This is a genomic window from Citrobacter sp. CK198 (assembly GCF_030333295.1).
GTDB classification, from domain to species: Bacteria; Pseudomonadota; Gammaproteobacteria; order Enterobacterales; family Enterobacteriaceae; genus Citrobacter_B; species Citrobacter_B koseri.
In genome coordinates this window covers 35,157-51,163 of the sequence record NZ_JAOWGE010000026.1, presented here as the reverse complement: position 1 = coordinate 51,163, position 16,007 = coordinate 35,157, and the positions used below count along the sequence as shown (strand labels likewise).

The window sequence follows — 16,007 nt, the reverse complement described above, 5'->3', positions numbered from 1 at the left end:
CTGTCACCTGCCACTCCCGGTTCAGTGTGGATGAAGGGTGGCCGGTGAGGGTGAAACGTTTTCCGGGCCACAGTTTCGGGGAGTTGCTCACACAGGCTGCGGTTTCAGCATCATGCCGGTGGCCTTCAGCCTGGTAGCGGGCGAAAGCCTGACCGTGCTGCTCGTCCTTGAAGCGTCCCGGCCAGTCGAAGATTTCATACTGCGTGCGCTGGCCGTTCAGGTTCGTGGCCTGGTGGCTGAACCAGCCGGGCCATCCGGGTGTTTTAAAGGTGTAATCCTGGTTTTCCACCGATGAAGGACGCACCTGCGCCCGGTAGTGGAACTCGCTGATGCATTCCGTGGAGATTTCGCGGGTATTCGGGTTAAAGGGCAGGGAGCCGAGGGTGGAGACACCGGCGACGTCATCACAGAGCACCAGTTTTTGTTCCGGCCCCACAGGGTGGAACCAGTCAAAGAAGAAAATGCCCTCTTCAGCCCACAGCCGGGTGAGAAAGCCGAGGTCGGTTTCCCCATACTGAACGCAGAACTCCCGCGCCGGGTGAGGCTCATAAAAGGAAGGCACCCATCCGGTGACGCCGTTTTCAGTGAGCAGGGTGGCGGAAATGGCCTGAATATCCTGCTGCTGAAAGATGCGGAAGTTCTGGCGCAGGCCACAGCGCCAGAGCGGGGGAGAAAGGGTCAGGGTGTAATTCATCTGCCAGTTGTTGTTTTCCCCGGTTTCCATGCCCGTAATGATGCCGTGAAGGTGGCGCTGCGGGATATCACCCAGCCAGATGGTCAGGGTGGCGTTTTTTTCGAGGAAACTGACGGCGGTGAGGTCAGGCAGACTGCTGGCAATATCGACACTGAGTAAAAAGGGCGTGGAGAGACTCTGGTGGAGAGTGAAGCTGACGACAGCGGTTGCCGTCTGCGTTAATCCGTCCACATCCAGCGTAAAACGCAGGCCTTTTAGTGACATAAAATTCCCTTCTTATACGTGACAATACTGCCATTGAATACCAGAACAGGAACGGTAGACTAATAAGCAACATGAAATATTAGAGAGGCTTTTTAATCGATATTTTTTGACGAAGATCTCTATTCAAATAAAATGTCGTAAATTAATGTATATTTTTCAATCAATTAATACGTGTGGATAATCGGTCCGCCATCATAAATATAATTTGATAATGTCAAAACCATTATCTTTCCGATTGTCGTCGCCGGGAAACACCAGTTCCAGATGGCCGGAAATTTCGTGTATCTGCTTGAGAATGGCGATAGCCTGTCGGGAAAGCGGCACTATATGTGGAGTACGCATTTTTGCGCCACGACCAGAGAAGCGGACTTTCTCAATCGTTTCCCGTGTGGCGGGGATGGTCCAGACTTTGTGTCTGAAATCTATCTCGTTCCAGCGGGCAAAGCGCAGTTCGCTGGAACGGATAAACAGATGCAGAGTCAGCGCCACCGCCAGTCTCGTAAGCTGCCGTTCCTGCTGATAGTCGCCAATGCGTTCAAACAATTCGGGCAACCGCTCCAGCGGCAGGGCTGGATAATGATTTTTAACCGGCGGCGCGGTAACGCCTTCCAGATGCAGTGCCGGATTGTTTTCAGTCAGTCCCTGCTGAACGGCGTAACGCATGATGTTGCAGAGTTGCTGCCGGGTACGGGACGCGACTTCTAGAAAGCCTTTATCCTCGATAACTTTCAGTAACGCCGTGAAATGCTGCGTTTTCAGCATGGTAACGGGCTGATGACCGATTGCCGGAAAGATATGATTTTTCATACTGGCAAGGATGCGCTCTGCATAGTCAGCCGACCACTTTTTGTTGGTTTTGTGCCATGCCACCGCAACGGCCTCAAAGCATTTTTCCGGTGACGCGGCGGCTTTTTCAGTGTGCGGATTGATATTCTGCGCCAGCAGCTTACGGATACCGTCGCGCTGCTGGCGGGCGTCGGAAAGTGAAACCTGCGGACAGGCACCTAATGCGATACGGGATTCTTTTCGGTTGAAGCAATATTTGAGATACCAGAGGCGTGAACCGCCCGGATTGACAAGCAGATACAGACCGTGTGAATCAGTCAGTTTAAAGGGTTTACCAGAAGGCTTGATACTGCGGATTTTCGCGTCGGACAGGGACATATGGTGGTCACTCCATTATCGAACTGAAATGACCCCAAATCAGACCACCAAATTTTCCCGATGCGGAGAGATAAATAGATATGCATCGAGAAGGATTTCTATACTAACTCTCTGAATCAAAACACTATTGAGACATGCTGAGACGCATAGAAACAAGAATCTGGCTCCTCTGACTGGACTCGAACCAGTGACATACGGATTAACAGTCCGCCGTTCTACCGACTGAACTACAGAGGAATCGTTGTGGAGGCTTATCTTAGCGGCGAAAAATCTTTTGTCAAACCTCATTTCCCTGGTGGCGGTTCAATTGCTGCTTCTCTCAACAGTTTGTTGCAATTGCAGACATTTTACAGGGAAAAAACTTTGCAGCTTTTTGGATTCTCCCTCATTATTTGAAATGAGGTTTCAACTTTCTTCATTAAGGTCCACTTTGAACGTCTCCGCAGCCTTACGCCAGGCCGTCTCCCGTACGCCCTGGTATGCCAAACGTAAGAGTTACAAGGTTCTTTTCTGGCGTGAAATCACCCCGCTTGCCATGCCTATCTTTCTGGAAAATACCTGCGTACTGCTAATGGGGGTGCTGAGCACCTTTCTGGTCAGTTGGTTGGGTAAAGAGGCGATGGCCGGGGTAGGGCTTGCCGATAGCTTCAACATGGTCATTATGGCGTTTTTTGCTGCTATCGATCTGGGGACGACCGTGGTTGTGGCGTTTAGCCTGGGAAAACGCGATCGTCGTCGCGCCAGGGCCGCCGCGAGACAGTCACTGGTGATCATGACGCTTTTTGCCATCGTGCTGGCGGCGGTTATTCACTATTTTGGCGAACAGATTATTGATGTCGTGGCCGGGGAGGCGTCTTCCGAGGTGAAGGCTCTGGCGCTGACATACCTGGAACTGACGGTGATCAGCTATCCCGCTGCGGCCATCGCCCTGATTGGCAGTGGTGCATTGCGTGGAGCCGGAAATACCAAAATTCCGCTGTTGATCAATGGCGGCATGAATATTCTTAACATCATGATCAGCAGCGTCCTGATTTATGGCGTTTTTTCCTGGCAGGGGTTGGGTTTTGTCGGGGCGGGACTCGGGCTGACCATCTCTCGCTATATCGGAGCCGTCGCCATCATCTGGGTGTTGATGATTGGTTTTAACCCGGCATTGCGCATTACGTTGAAGAGCTATTTTAAGCCGCTGAACTTCACCATTATCTGGGAAGTGATGGGGATTGGTATCCCTGCGAGCATCGAATCTGTTTTGTTCAACGGTGGGAAATTGTTAACGCAGATGTTTGTGGCGGGGATGGGGACCAGCGTTATTGCCGGTAACTTCATCGCTTTTTCAATTGCCGCGCTGATCAACCTGCCCGGAAACGCGCTGGGTTCTGCATCGACAATCATCACTGGCCGACGGCTGGGGAATGGTCAGATTTCCCAGGCAGAGATTCAGCTTCGTCATGTGTTCTGGCTATCTACCATTGGACTGACCGCGATTGCATGGTTAAGCGCGCCGTTTGCGGGACTGATGGCCTCGTTTTATACCCACGATCAGGATGTAAAAGATGTTGTCGTGGTTCTGATTTGGCTGAACGCGGCGTTTATGCCGATTTGGTCTGCGTCCTGGGTGTTGCCCTCAGGGTTTAAAGGGGCGCGGGACGCACGTTTTGCAATGTGGGTTTCGATGCTGGGGATGTGGGGCTGCCGTGTGGTTGCGGGTTACACGTTGGGGATCGTGCTTGGCTGGGGCGTTGTCGGGGTCTGGCTGGGGATGTTCTTTGACTGGGCGGTGCGCGCCGCACTGTTTTACTGGCGTATGGTCAGCGGTCGTTGGCTATGGAAATACCCGCGTCCTGAGCGCATAAAATCGCCCGTTCAGCCTGAATCTCCAACGAAATGAAGAATATTTCGGCAAACGAACGTGTTTGTGCATTCAGGCTTTGACAATGCTCGTGGGCGTCGTTAATATGCGCCCCGTTCACACGATTCCTCTGTAGTTCAGTCGGTAGAACGGCGGACTGTTAATCCGTATGTCACTGGTTCGAGTCCAGTCAGAGGAGCCAATTTCCTGCTTTCATACATCCTTGCGAATCCTTATCTAATTTTGATTCAACAGGTTAGCGTGAAAACTCTTCCCGGTGCATTTTGATTTTACCCTCCGCATCGGGAAAAATTGGTGGTCAAATCTGGGGTCAGGTTAGTTCGATAATGGAGTGACCCCCATATGTCCCTTACCGACGCGAAGATTCGCACTCTCAAAGCCATCGATAAACCCTATAAAGTCTCCGATTCCCACGGTCTGTATCTGCTGGTCAAACCTGGCGGTTCCCGGCACTGGTATCTCAAGTACCGTATTAACGGTAAAGAATCCCGCATTGCACTGGGTGCCTATCCTGCCGTCTCACTGTCTGATGCCCGCCAGCAGCGCGAAGGTATCCGTAAGATGCTGGCGCTGAACATCAACCCGGTAAAGCAGCGGGCCGCAGAACGCGGTGCCTGCCCAACTGAGAAGGTGTTTAAAACCGTGGCGCTGGCCTGGCATAAAAGCAATAAAAAATGGTCGCAGAATACCGCTGACCGCCTGCTCGCAAGCCTGAACAATCATGTCTTTCCGGTTATCGGACATCTGTCAGTTACCAAACTTAAACCCCGTCATTTCATTAATTTGCTGAAAGGAATTGAAGAAAAAGGCCTGCTGGAAGTCGCGTCCCGCACGCGGCAGCACGTCAGTAACATCATGCGCCATGCGCTCCACCAGGGATTGATCGATAACAATCCGGCCGCAAACCTTGACGGCGTGACAACACCTCCTTCCAGACGGCATTACCCCGCCCTACCGCTGGAGCGGCTGCCTGAACTGCTCGAACGCATTGAGGCATATCATCAGGGCCGTGAACTGACGCGGCTGGCCGTCCTGCTGACGCTGCATGTGTTCATCCGCTCCAGTGAACTGCGCTTTGCCCGCTGGTCAGAGATTGATTTCAGAAACCGGGTCTGGACAATACCCGCGACGCGAGAACCCATTCCAGATGTGCGTTATTCCGGGCGTGGTGCCAAAATGCGCACTGCTCATATCGTGCCCCTCTCAGAACAGGCCATCGCCATTTTGAAACGGATTAAAGAAATATCCGGGGTTTATGAACTGGTATTCCCCGGCGACCACAACCCGTACAAGCCGATGTGTGAAAACACGGTCAATAAAGCACTGCGCCTGATGGGATTCGACACGAAAAAAGACATCTGCGGTCATGGCTTTCGGGCGATGGCATGCAGTGCCCTGATGGAGTCTGGTCTATGGTCGCAGGATGCAGTGGAACGCCAGATGAGTCACCAGGAGCGCAACACCGTGCGCCTGGCTTACATTCATAAGGCTGAGCATCTGGAAGCTCGCAAGGCGATGATGCAGTGGTGGTCGGATTATCTTGATATATGCCGGGTCGCATACGTACCACCTTTTAACACAGGACGGGATAAAAACAACGAAGCGGCATGACCCATAACAAAAAGCTGTATCAGCATACCCTGGTACGGCTTTGTTCATTTCTAATAGCTTGTCAGCCCCATCATCCCGCCCCGTCGCTGCCTGTATAAAGCTGTTAAGCGATTACTACACGCTATTTCCAATTGCGTTAATAGAACCAATAAAAGTGATTGAGCTCCTAGATTCCGCATTATTCTTACTTTCATATTCAAAACCAATAATCTCTTGGGGAGGTATTTAATCAATAGAATAAATACCCATCTCTTAATTACCTTACCCACCTCACTTTTATATATAAAACAGGGAACTCCGGCGACGAAATTTCCCCATGCGTTGCTCAAAGAATTAGGTACCAGTGATCTTTTTCGAGGTAATTGACCGTCCTGAAGTGGATCACAAAATCAAGATATCGAAATATACTGTCGGCGAAACTCCCAGCATTATGGCTGTGTGCTGATTTCCATTATCCCCTCCTAATTGAAACGCAGATACCATCTGCTGCTTCCCTAAATATTCAACCAGAAGCATTACCCCGGTCTATAGACGAGTTAAAAGCGATGCTAAAATCCAGTGAGCTGCTCAGAAGGAATGACGATAGATGGGTTCCCCCAAATACTCTGCGTAATATGTAGGGGAAAGAATTCAGCCAGTCAGGGAAATGTCACTTCCACGTTAGTTTGGTATTCGACGAACAGGCTTATAACAAGCTGGGTGACTATAATATTTGTATCAGCTTACGACTGTATTGCTGTTCGGATGACGTGCATGATCGTGGCGCATCCGTGATGAACTCATCTTATAGCGCGTCCTCCCGTTCCAGCGAATTCATGGCATCATCAATTTGTGCGATAAAACACCTAGCCCAACCATTTACGCTACTACAAGTAGCGTAAATGGGTTAGTATCGCTACGAAATGACTCTAATAGGAGATCGAGATGGTCGCAGCGACGAAAATGGGCGATGGCCTTGTGCTCAGTTCCATGGGCCTAGGCTGCATGGGCATGAGCGGAACCTATGGGACAGCAAGTTGGGAGCGGTCGATAGCAACGATCCACCGCGCGATAGACTTGGGGATTACGTTGCTTGATACAGCTGATGTCTATGGCATGGGGCACAACGAAGTTCTTGTAGGACGTGCAGTGCATGACCGTAGGGACCGCGTAACGATCGCCACGAAGTTCGGCATCGACCGACACCTTGGCCACGATAATCAAGTTATCCGTGGCGATGCAGCATATGTCAAAGCATGCTGCGATGCGTCGCTGTTACGCCTCGGCATCGACGAGATTGATATCTACTACATCCATCGTCCACCGGAGAATGTGCCGATTGAAGAAACCATCGGCGCCATGTCCGAACTGGTCGCGGCTGGCAAAATTCGTCACCTGGGTGTCTCCGAATTCAGCAGCGAGCAACTGCGTCGTGCGTGTGCGGTACACCCGATCGCTGTGATGGAGAGCGAATATTCTCTGTGGACCCGTGATCCTGAGGCGATCGCGCCGGTCATGGCAGAACTTGGCGTAGGGCTGGTCGCCTTCGCACCTCTTGGTCGCGGCTTTTTGACCGGTACCGTAGATCGCTCGGCTCTGAAACCGGGCGATTTCCGCTTCCGCAATTCACGTTTTGCGGGCGCTGCGGGTGATGCCAATGAGGCTATCGTCCGCACCATCCAGGTGGTTGCGGGTGAATTGGGGCTTAGCCCTGCCACCGTCGCGCTGGCATGGGTGTACGAACAGAGTGAGCGATTGGGCATCCCGATCGTTGTTATCCCGGGAACGACCCGTCCAGAACGTGTGGTAGAGAACGAGGCTGCTACCCACGTGACATTGCCACCTGAGGCCCTGGCGGCGCTGAAGCCGCTCGCAGAACTAGCGCAGGGCGAGCGCTACGGAATCCGATGAGCAGTAAGCGTTTACCAACGATTGCTAACCGATCATCGGGTCGGCCTCGTGACGAGACGCTCGATGTGGCGATCATGAGTGCGGCGATCCATCTCGTTGACGAGCGGGGCTACGCGGCTGTGACGATCGACGCTATCGCCGGACGCGCCAGCACGAGCAAGACCGCGATCTACCGACGATGGCCCGGGAAGGCCGCCATCGTTATGGAAGCCTTTCTCGCTGCAGCAGAACCGCTTATCACGCCTCCTGAAAACCTGCCGTTGCGCGAAACCGTTATCGCTCAGATGACGGCTCTCGCGAAATTCTTCCAGACCACACCCAGCGGCAGGACCATCACCGACCTTATCGCCGAAGCGCAAACTGATGCAATGCTTGCCGACGCCATCCGTGAGAAGTGGCTCCTTCCCCGGCGGAAGGTCGCCAGCGCATATTTCCAGGCTGCGCGAGAGGCGGGAGAACTTCGTGATGACATCAACACCAGTGCTTTGATCGACGCGCTCTACGGCCCGCTCTACTTCCGGCTCTTGCTTGGACACGATGTCATCGACAAGTCGTTCATCGAACGCATCGTCGATATGGCCATGATGGGTATCGCACCAGACCAGGAAAAATCGTCCTAGCCGGTGCGCCTTTCCGTCGTAATAGACATTCGTAATTCAGATTCGCATTCCGCCTGAAACCTCGATCCTTTGTGCGTTCACCCAGCGATGATCTTCTGACAGCAGAGAGGCAATCATCGGCCCGATGTCGTCGGGTTGGCCTGGCCGGCCAAGAGCGGTCATCCCGGCAATAGCCCTGGCGACATCAGGATTATCGCGCACGACACCGCCGCTGAAATCGGTTGCAATAGCGCCGGGGGCGACGCAGTTGACTGCGATGCGTCGCTCGCCCAGCTCGAACGCCATATATTTGGTCATCGTTTCGACAGCAGCCTTCATCGTGGCGTAGGCGGCGCGGTTCGCCATGATGATCCGCGTCAGGCCCGATGAGATATTCACGATGCGACCACCATCCTTGATCAGTGGCGCAAGCTTTTGAGTGAGGAAAAACACGCCCTTCACATGGATTCTGTAGAGAGCATCGAACTCATCCTCCTGCGCATTCAGGAAGCTCATGCCGCTTGAATTACCCGCATTGTTGACGAGTGCATCGATGCTTTCGGCACCTAGTTTGGTCAACGCCGTCCGAAGTGTTTTGATGAAGCTATCGAACGACGCACTGTTGCCTGTATCGAGTTGCAGGGCAATAGCGCGATGACCTGCCGCTTCGATAAGTGAGACCACGTGCCCGGCCTCATCCCTGTTGTTCCGATAGGTTAAGATAACGTCGAACCCGCGCTTAGCCAGGTTTTCGGCAGTGTTGCGGCCAAGGCCGCGGTTGCCGCCCGTGACGAGGGCGATTTTGGTCAGGTCAGTCATGTTGTGCTCCATATGGTCAATTTCGTAGTATTTGTACTATGCTACCTCTAAGATTGATGATGAAGGCATAAAAATGCCAAATTCATGCCTATTCCTACCTGTGTTCCTAGAGCGGAAGATATGACCCTGGACGAAAAGATACGCGATCTGGCTCAGGCTATCGCGGCTTACACTGAAGCCCATACTGGTAGCTCTTTTTGGAAAACGGGGATAGACGGGCTGCTGCTCCTGCGTTCGGATCACGAGAAGCCGCCAAACCCTATCATTTCCCGGCCTGCGCTCTGCGTCGTCGCGCAGGGCGCGAAATGGACCAGCTTTGGTGACGAGCGCCATACCTACCACGCCGGGGAAGCCCTCGTGGTCACCATCGAGATGCCCTCGGTGGGGCGAGTTTTCGAGGCTAGCCCGGATACCCCGTTTCTTGCCGCGGTCGTCGAATTTTCTCCTGTGATGCTACGGGACGTGCTGAAACAATTGACGTTGCCACCCGCGACCAGGAATGAGCCCAGTCATGGAGGTGCGACCGTCATCAAGATGGATCCGCCAATAACGGATTGCGTGTTGCGCATGGTGCAGCTGCTCGATCGGCCCGAAGCCATTCCGATTCTCGCCCCACTGCTGATTCGGGAACTGAGCTATTGGCTGCTTGTCGGCCCTATGGGAGGCCTGATTGTCGGTATGACCCTGGGTCATGATCGCTGGGATCAGATCACACGCACGATAGGCCGGCTGCGCGAGCAATTCACCGAGCCTCTTCGCATCGCCGATCTCGCTGCCGAGGCCGGCCTCAGCCCTTCGGCCTTCCATCGCCAGTTCAGGGCGGTCACATCAATGACCCCCATCCAATATCAGAAGCAACTTCGCTTGCTGGAAGCGCGGCGCATGATCCTGACCCAGCGAACCAGGGTCGAATCTGCCGCATATGCAACGGGCTACGAGAGCCCTTCGCAGTTCAGCCGGGAGTATGCGCGCATGTTTGGGCGGTCGCCGAAGCAGGATGCGAATACCAGGGCTGTGGAGTTGAAATAATGGTGTGGCAAAAGCATGAAGCCAAATAGCTTTCCTACACGCCCCTGGAAAACGAGATTTTCCACTATTCTGGGTAGCGAGCGGAAGCGGACTGGCAGCACTGGCGTGTCATGTCATTTTAGGGAGAGGATCATTCCTGCCGCCCCGGCGATGAGAACCGCATCGATGAGAAACTCGAATGTGTGCACCTGGAGCCGCTGGACAAGATGTTTCGCAACCATCGAACCGGCGAGCAATGCGATGCCGATGGCGAGCCCACGTGTGATGACGGGTGGCGCAAGTATCCCTGATACACCAAACGTACCGAGCTTGCCAGCGTAGAGCAGGATAGCGCTTGCCGCCTCTGATCCCAGAAATACGCCGCCACTCATTCCGTACCCGGTAAATACCGGCACGCTGAGCGGCCCGGTGGACAGCACGAATCCGGTCAGAAACCCGACAATCGCCCCGGCAAAACTCATGTGCCAGAGATTCAAGTGGAGGTTCGATCGTCTGATGAGACGGCGCAGCGGGATCATCGCAAGGAAGAAAGCTGCCAGAAACACATCCACAGTGACAGGAGAGATCGTCAGCAGCGTGTGCGCCCCGAGCATGGCCGCAGGAACACCCGCCAGGGAGTAGGCAAACACCGGCCGCCAATGGATCTCGTGCCACCAGGCAATCACCCGTCCGATGTTGCCGAACAGGGACGCAATCGCCATAACAGGCACTGCAATCCTTGGCCCGTACATGGTTACGAGGACGGGGAGCATGATTAGTGACGAACCAGTGCCGACGACACCGCTGAGCACGCCGGCACCGAGGGCCAGAAAGAAGAGAAGTAATAGCGCGATCATCTGCCTGGGATCAACCTGGGCCATCGCTCGCAGCCGCAAGAAGCGGCACCAGGATGTCGCTGACAGGCGTTGGAATGCTGTGAACCCGGCCGCGACGCGCAATGACACCGTTGCGGATATCCCATTCGAGCGGTCGGCCTGCTTCTCGATCCGTGAGGATGGAAGTGCTCATGTCTGCGGGAGCCGCCCGGAACTTGTCGAGTATCTCCTGCGGCACTTCGTCGCCGAGTTCTGCTCCTTCTGCCCGTGCCACGGACAGACATTCCTGTAAATAAGCCAGCGTAAGCCTGGCGATGTCAGCGCGTGCGAACATGCCCGAGCGGCGGTGCGTGAGCGCCATGAGTCCAGCCACCGCGTTCTGCATCAGTTTGCGCCAGGCCAGGGAGCTGAAGTTTGCGGCCAAATCTACGGAGCACCGCGTGCCTTGTAGCGCTTTTGCCACTAAGAAGGAAGCTGACGTGTCTGGAAGGCTCAAGCGCGCGTCGCCACGCAAGCGTACTGAGCCATCTGACTGCGCCTGTGCGGGAAACCACACGACTGCGGGGACGATCTGTCCGGGCAGAGAGTACGTCGCGAGCCTGTCCAGCTGTTCGACCCCGTTCTGAAGCACGCATACAACCGTCTCCGGGCCGGTCAACGCCCTGAGCCATTCTGCTGCCGCGTCGATTTGTGTGGACTTGACTGCCAGAAAGACAAGATCGGCTGTGCGAGTTATTTGCGCCGGATTCGTCTGTACCGGACCGGGTACGGTGATAAAGCGGTCGCCGTCTTGCAGGATCAGGTGATCGCGGGGAGTACGTCCACACAGCAATGGTGTGCGGCCGACTTCGTGTAACGCCGCCGCGACTGTGGTGCCGATGGCACCCGGACCAACAACAGCGACAACCGTATTGATTTCAGTGTTCATGATGCGGACTCCTTGTAACAGAATCTACTTACGTGATGGTTGTGCCCTTCGCAAAGGGAATGTAATATATTACACATGAAAAAAGAAAATGGTAACAGAGTTTCAGAAAGCGAGCAGCGATTACAGCAATGGCTTGGCAGCATTCACGCCCGAAGCGGCGACCTCGCTGCAAGTGAGGCTAAAGTTGTCGATCTCCTGCTTGTCGATCCTTTGTTTGTCGGTACAAGCACGACAGCACAGGTTGCCACCCGTGCAGGTGTATCACCGCCGACAGTAATACGCGCTGCACGAGCGATCGGGTTCACCGGGTTCACTGAACTTAAGATAGAGATTGCCCGGGCTCGTGGTACTGCCCGGTTCTTTGCACCGCCTGAAGTTCTCACAGCGGATGCGACGTTGGCATCGGTGTTGGAAACATCAGTTCGTGCTGGTGCAGACGCGCTGACTGCGCTCAGCGGTGCTATTGAAATCTCCGCCCTTGATGAGGCGGTCGATTTAATCCAGAGCGCACGCCAGGTATTTGCATTTGGTGCAGGCCCCTCTGCGACGGTTGCCGCTGATGCTGTATTTCGTCTGCGGACAGCTGGTGTGATAACCATTAGTATCCAGGATTATTTATCAGCGATGATTGCTGCTCGCCTACTCGGTCCAGGAGACGTTATCATCGTCGTCAGCTCGACAGGTCGTACATCATCCACACTCGCCGTTGCTGATGCCGCATCCTCGGCCGGAGCATCGCTTATCGCAATAACTAACCAGTACGATACCCCACTGGCGACACTTGCCAACGTTTCGCTCGTTGTTGGCGGAGCGCCACTACCGGCACAGATGGCCGCTGCCGGCAGTCGACTGGCCCAGCTCGTCGTTATTGATACGCTGGTCGCTGCTCTCACTCTGCGGGATAAAGAACAAAGTCGCCGGGCTGAACGGGCGGGTATTGATTTGCCGGATATGTCCTGATGCAGTTCAGCACGGTTGCGATGATTCTTACTGCTTCAGTAGCTCATGCAGTATGGAATATAGCCTCAAAATACAAGAAGGAAGACACACTTGTGTTCGTCTGGGCTTACAGCTGTGCCTCAGCATTGTTGTGGGTTCCGATCAGCCTCATTCTGACAGTTGAGGGACAACAGGAGCTCGACTGGCGACTCGCAGTCGGGGCAGTTATCTCATCTGCGCTTCATATCGCTTATTCTCTAATCTTGCAGGCTGGCTACGAGCGCGCCGAACTTGGTGTTGTTTATCCGATTGCCCGGGGAAGTGGACCGGTTCTGACGATACTGTTTGCAACCCTTCTCATGGGGGAACGGCTTTCAGCAAGTGCTTTACTCGGCGCGCTTCTCGTTATCGCTGGTATTTTCGTTGTCACCGGCAATCCATTCTGGAGCGGAAGCCGGCCACTTAAAGGGATGATATGGGGGGCAGCGACAGGCACCGCCATCGCTGGCTATACCCTCTGGGATGGTTATTCGATAATCTCTCTGCACCTGGATCCAGTGAATTACTACGCCAGCACACTTCTGCTACAGAGTCTTATTCTGACCCCTGGTGCGATGCGACGACGGTATCGAATCCCAACGGCTGTACGTGTGGATATAGTTCCGATCCTTATCATCGCTGTATGTTCTCCACTTGCCTACATCCTTGTGCTGACAGCCATGCAGAGCATGCCACTGGCACTCGTCGCTCCTCTCAGGGAATCTTCCATTATTGTCGGTTCTCTTCTCTCGTACTGGCTGTTTCGTGAAAATCATCTGGCACGCCGCATTGCCGGTGCAGTGGTAGTGCTAGCCGGAATCGCAGTGATTAGCCTTTGATCGCTTTGTTGGATGTCAATACTATAAGTGACAAAGGCTCAGGATTATTATGATCGTTAAAGGCAACAGCGCAGGAGAGTATACCCTCTCAGGAAACACGCTAATCCAATGAAAATACAACGGGGAGCCCATTCAGAGCTGAATAGATGTCAAACTACAATGTCATCTGGTTCTGCAAACATCTCTGGGCAGTTCGAGATCAGCGGCGGCGAAGTTCTTCCGAATATGTGTAAAAGACAAAACTCACCGCTTTAGGACTGGATTGGCCGCTGTCAACGATCCCACCAGATAAAAACACGAGTATCGCATCAATCATTATCATCATTATCGGTCTGGTAGGCGTCGCACCTCCATCGCGGCCAGTTGGAAAAGCCCCCTCAATTAACTTCATCTCCTTCAGAAAGCCCTTATTCCGACATGCCATCGGAAAGATGGAGCGTCGAGCGTTAGTAGCAAACACCTTTTCAAATTGAAATTATTGATTGGCCGGATTAGTTGCATCGGTTGGTTTAATTTGGCTCCGAATCTTAGACTGATGGCTGCTTTCTGTCACAGCAAGGAATTCTGAACATGCATCTCAATAAAACCTATCGTGTCGGCGATGTCACTGTCACCAAGATCGAAGAAGTCCGTCTAAATGGAGCAGCGCCGTCGTTCCTGTATCCGCAATGGGAGCCTGAGGAACTGATTGCCAACCTCCCCTGGCTCACGCCGTCAAACATGGATACCAATACAGGTAGCTTAATTCAGAGTATCCATAGTTGGCTCGTCCTTACGCCGCACCATACCATCCTGATTGACACTGGTACAGGCAACGATAAAGAGCGGCCTCAGTTTCAGGTTTGTCATCAGTTGGATACGCCATATCTGCAACGCCTCGCAGCTGCTGGCGTGCAACCCGAAGATGTCGATTACGTGCTGCACACACATCTGCACGTCGATCATGTTGGCTGGAACACCCGCCTGCTCAATGGTCGCTGGGTACCGACGTTTCCGAATGCGCGCCACGTGTTCTCGAAGGCCGAAGAGAACTATTACGGCAGTCTGGAGAGCCACAACGAAGCCAACGTACCCAGCCTCGGTGTTTTCGAGGATAGTGTGCTGCCGATCATTGAATCCGGGCAAGCTGAACGCCTATCCAACGAGGGTGGCGAATACCTCGATCATTTCAAGTTCCACCTGACGAAGGGCCACAGCATTGGCCACATGTCGATCGAACTGAATTCAAAGGGGTCCTCCGCGATTTTCACGGGTGATGTAATGCATCACCCATTGCAGGTACGTCGTCCAGACTGGAACTCAATATTTTGCGAATGGCAGGACGAGGCCCGGGCATCGCGCCGCTGGGTGCTTGAGGAGGCAGCCGAGCGTAACCATTTGTTATTCACCTCGCATTTTGCAGAGACGTCCGCTGGATACGTCACCCGTCAGGGTGACCGTTTCTCATGGCATTACGAATGACTGACACAGGAGAGACCTTCATGAGCCAAACCTCAGTAGTTAATGGAACCACTATCGTTTTAGATAAACTGCTCGTTAAAACCAATACACCCGGCATAGAACTTTATGTACGTAACAAACGTCCGGCGGGACCTGACAGCTTTGGTCCTGAACGCACGATCGTGATGGTGCATGGGGCAACTTTCTCATCGGGTAGCCTCTACGATGTACCGTTTAACGGAATGTCATTTATCGACTTCCTTGCTGCGGCGGGGTTCGACGTCTATGCGCTCGATGTACGCGGCTACGGCCATTCAACACGACCTCCGGAAATGGAGCAACCGGCAACCGAAAATCAACCACTGATCAACACTGATACCGGAGTACACGATCTCGGCACGGTGGTCGACCATGTGCTCGAGCGGAAGGGACTGGAAAAGGTCTGTGTTTTTGGCATGTCCTGGGGAGGAACAGTTGCCGGAGCGTATACAAGCCGCAACAACGATAAGGTTCATAAACTAGTACTGCTTGCTCCACAATGGTTAAGTGACCGGCCGATCCCGATCGATACCGGTGGTCAGCTTGATGCTTACAGACTCGTTCCGGTACTGGATAGCAAGGCCCGTTGGCTAAGCACAGCACCCGAACATGCGCGCGCGAGTCTCGTACCAAAAGGCTGGTTCGAGCAATGGGCAGATTTCACGCTGGCTGAAGATCCATGGAGTCGCAAACAAGCACCGGATCGGTTGCGGGCAACTAACGGGCCAATTCAGGACATCCGAGACTACTGGAGCGTTGGTCGCCCATACTATTCTCCAGCGGAAATCCGTGTGCCAGTATTGCTTGTCCACGGAGAGTGGGATATCGACGTACCTATCGACCTTGCGCAGGCTCTATTTATCGAACTGAAGAATGCACGCTACCGACAGTGGGTAGAAATTGGCGAGGCGACGCATCTGGTATTACTGGAGAAGAACCGCCTGCTCGCATTCCAGGCTATCCGGGACTTCTACGATCGCGTTTTCGATTCAGAAACGACGACCCCCCAGTAGAAAGTCAAGTTGGCT

Annotated in this window: 15 protein-coding genes, 2 tRNA genes and 1 pseudogene; 11 read left to right on the top strand and 7 right to left on the bottom strand. The window is 53.6% G+C overall.

The genetic code is table 11. The annotated features are described in order from the left end of the window. The 3 genes and pseudogenes from tssI to OGY62_RS05035 form a co-directional block, all read right to left on the bottom strand. A partial coding sequence (gene tssI / locus OGY62_RS05045; protein WP_286459260.1) for a type VI secretion system tip protein TssI/VgrG occupies positions 1-958 on the bottom strand: 958 nt, incomplete at its 3' end. 234 nt (positions 959-1,192) lie between these two features. Further along, a pseudogene (locus OGY62_RS05040) lies at positions 1,193-2,122 on the bottom strand (tyrosine-type recombinase/integrase); the annotation flags it as partial. Between the two features lie 161 nt (positions 2,123-2,283). Next, a tRNA-Asn gene (locus OGY62_RS05035) sits at positions 2,284-2,359 on the bottom strand. Positions 2,360-2,365: 6 nt separating this feature from the next. Here OGY62_RS05035 and OGY62_RS05030 point away from each other — a divergent pair. The 6 genes from OGY62_RS05030 (at position 2,366) to OGY62_RS05005 (ending at position 8,113) form a co-directional block, all read left to right on the top strand. Further along, positions 2,366-2,518, top strand: coding sequence for a DUF5951 family protein (locus OGY62_RS05030; RefSeq protein ID WP_153257545.1), 153 nt, complete (start codon positions 2,366-2,368; stop codon positions 2,516-2,518). 1 nt (position 2,519) lies between these two features. Further along, positions 2,520-4,010, top strand: a complete 1,491-nt coding sequence (locus OGY62_RS05025) for an EmmdR/YeeO family multidrug/toxin efflux MATE transporter (RefSeq protein ID WP_286459257.1) — start codon at positions 2,520-2,522, stop codon at positions 4,008-4,010. Between the two features lie 87 nt (positions 4,011-4,097). Then, a tRNA-Asn gene (locus tag OGY62_RS05020) sits at positions 4,098-4,173 on the top strand. A 161-nt stretch (positions 4,174-4,334) separates the two neighbouring features. Beyond that, positions 4,335-5,603 carry a tyrosine-type recombinase/integrase gene (locus OGY62_RS05015; protein WP_255874544.1) on the top strand — a complete coding sequence of 423 codons (1,269 nt, stop codon included), beginning with the start codon at positions 4,335-4,337 and terminating at the stop codon, positions 5,601-5,603. A gap of 924 nt (positions 5,604-6,527) precedes the next feature. Then, on the top strand, positions 6,528-7,493 hold the full coding sequence (locus tag OGY62_RS05010) for an aldo/keto reductase (protein ID WP_100774779.1): 966 nt from the start codon (positions 6,528-6,530) through the stop codon (positions 7,491-7,493). Continuing rightward, the gene (locus OGY62_RS05005; protein ID WP_100774778.1) at positions 7,490-8,113 is read left to right on the top strand and encodes a TetR/AcrR family transcriptional regulator; all 624 of its coding nucleotides are present in this window, start codon (positions 7,490-7,492) and stop codon (positions 8,111-8,113) included. The genes OGY62_RS05010 and OGY62_RS05005 overlap by 4 nt, the downstream gene beginning before the upstream one ends. A 36-nt stretch (positions 8,114-8,149) precedes the next feature. Here the strand turns inward: OGY62_RS05005 and OGY62_RS05000 are convergent, their stop codons facing one another. After that, positions 8,150-8,911: an SDR family NAD(P)-dependent oxidoreductase gene (locus tag OGY62_RS05000; protein WP_100774777.1), complete on the bottom strand. Its 762-nt coding sequence runs from the start codon at positions 8,909-8,911 to the stop codon at positions 8,150-8,152. 120 nt (positions 8,912-9,031) lie between these two features. Here OGY62_RS05000 and OGY62_RS04995 point away from each other — a divergent pair, with 120 nt between their 5' ends. Next, the gene (locus OGY62_RS04995) at positions 9,032-9,940 is read left to right on the top strand and encodes an AraC family transcriptional regulator (protein ID WP_255874543.1); all 909 of its coding nucleotides are present in this window, start codon (positions 9,032-9,034) and stop codon (positions 9,938-9,940) included. Positions 9,941-10,053: 113 nt separating this feature from the next. On the opposite strand, the gene OGY62_RS04990 is transcribed toward OGY62_RS04995, so the two are convergent. Both OGY62_RS04990 and OGY62_RS04985 read right to left on the bottom strand, forming a co-directional pair. Further along, the gene (locus tag OGY62_RS04990) at positions 10,054-10,800 is read right to left on the bottom strand and encodes a sulfite exporter TauE/SafE family protein (RefSeq protein ID WP_198520062.1); all 747 of its coding nucleotides are present in this window, start codon (positions 10,798-10,800) and stop codon (positions 10,054-10,056) included. Next, complete coding sequence (locus OGY62_RS04985) at positions 10,787-11,683, bottom strand: oxidoreductase (RefSeq protein ID WP_100774775.1); 897 nt, start codon at positions 11,681-11,683, stop codon at positions 10,787-10,789. Before OGY62_RS04985 ends, OGY62_RS04990 begins: the two co-directional genes overlap by 14 nt. A gap of 75 nt (positions 11,684-11,758) precedes the next feature. On the opposite strand from OGY62_RS04985, the gene OGY62_RS04980 reads away from it, so the two are divergent. Together OGY62_RS04980 and OGY62_RS04975 are read left to right on the top strand one after the other, a co-directional pair. Further along, positions 11,759-12,643 carry a MurR/RpiR family transcriptional regulator gene (locus OGY62_RS04980; RefSeq protein ID WP_255874542.1) on the top strand — a complete coding sequence of 295 codons (885 nt, stop codon included), beginning with the start codon at positions 11,759-11,761 and terminating at the stop codon, positions 12,641-12,643. After that, positions 12,643-13,500 carry a DMT family transporter gene (locus OGY62_RS04975; RefSeq protein ID WP_255874541.1) on the top strand — a complete coding sequence of 286 codons (858 nt, stop codon included), beginning with the start codon at positions 12,643-12,645 and terminating at the stop codon, positions 13,498-13,500. Before OGY62_RS04980 ends, OGY62_RS04975 begins: the two co-directional genes overlap by 1 nt. Before the next feature lie 199 nt (positions 13,501-13,699). Here OGY62_RS04975 and OGY62_RS04970 read toward each other — a convergent pair whose 3' ends face one another. Further along, the gene (locus OGY62_RS04970; RefSeq protein WP_255874540.1) at positions 13,700-13,891 is read right to left on the bottom strand and encodes a hypothetical protein; all 192 of its coding nucleotides are present in this window, start codon (positions 13,889-13,891) and stop codon (positions 13,700-13,702) included. A 179-nt stretch (positions 13,892-14,070) separates the two neighbouring features. Here OGY62_RS04970 and OGY62_RS04965 point away from each other — a divergent pair, with 179 nt between their 5' ends. After that, positions 14,071-14,961 (top strand): MBL fold metallo-hydrolase, encoded by an 891-nt coding sequence (locus tag OGY62_RS04965; RefSeq protein WP_255874539.1) that lies wholly within the window; start codon positions 14,071-14,073, stop codon positions 14,959-14,961. Positions 14,962-14,981: 20 nt separating this feature from the next. Then, positions 14,982-15,992, top strand: coding sequence for an alpha/beta hydrolase (locus tag OGY62_RS04960; RefSeq protein WP_098065080.1), 1,011 nt, complete (start codon positions 14,982-14,984; stop codon positions 15,990-15,992). Positions 15,993-16,007 lie beyond the last annotated feature (15 nt).

Bases quoted from the DNA above. Each gene is read 5' to 3' on its own strand.
- OGY62_RS04980 (WP_255874542.1), top strand. From the start codon at position 11,759: ATGAAAAAAGAAAATGGTAACAGAGTTTCAGAAAGCGAGCAGCGATTA.
- OGY62_RS05015 (WP_255874544.1), top strand. From the start codon at position 4,335: ATGTCCCTTACCGACGCGAAGATTCGCACTCTCAAAGCCATCGATAAA.
- OGY62_RS04985 (WP_100774775.1), bottom strand. From the start codon at position 11,683: ATGAACACTGAAATCAATACGGTTGTCGCTGTTGTTGGTCCGGGTGCC.
- OGY62_RS04995 (WP_255874543.1), top strand. From the start codon at position 9,032: ATGACCCTGGACGAAAAGATACGCGATCTGGCTCAGGCTATCGCGGCT.
- OGY62_RS04965 (WP_255874539.1), top strand. From the start codon at position 14,071: ATGCATCTCAATAAAACCTATCGTGTCGGCGATGTCACTGTCACCAAG.
- OGY62_RS04960 (WP_098065080.1), top strand. From the start codon at position 14,982: ATGAGCCAAACCTCAGTAGTTAATGGAACCACTATCGTTTTAGATAAA.
- OGY62_RS05010 (WP_100774779.1), top strand. From the start codon at position 6,528: ATGGTCGCAGCGACGAAAATGGGCGATGGCCTTGTGCTCAGTTCCATG.
- OGY62_RS04970 (WP_255874540.1), bottom strand. From the start codon at position 13,891: ATGAAGTTAATTGAGGGGGCTTTTCCAACTGGCCGCGATGGAGGTGCG.
- OGY62_RS05005 (WP_100774778.1), top strand. From the start codon at position 7,490: ATGAGCAGTAAGCGTTTACCAACGATTGCTAACCGATCATCGGGTCGG.
- OGY62_RS04975 (WP_255874541.1), top strand. From the start codon at position 12,643: ATGCAGTTCAGCACGGTTGCGATGATTCTTACTGCTTCAGTAGCTCAT.
- OGY62_RS05000 (WP_100774777.1), bottom strand. From the start codon at position 8,911: ATGACTGACCTGACCAAAATCGCCCTCGTCACGGGCGGCAACCGCGGC.
- OGY62_RS05025 (WP_286459257.1), top strand. From the start codon at position 2,520: ATGAGGTTTCAACTTTCTTCATTAAGGTCCACTTTGAACGTCTCCGCA.
- OGY62_RS04990 (WP_198520062.1), bottom strand. From the start codon at position 10,800: ATGGCCCAGGTTGATCCCAGGCAGATGATCGCGCTATTACTTCTCTTC.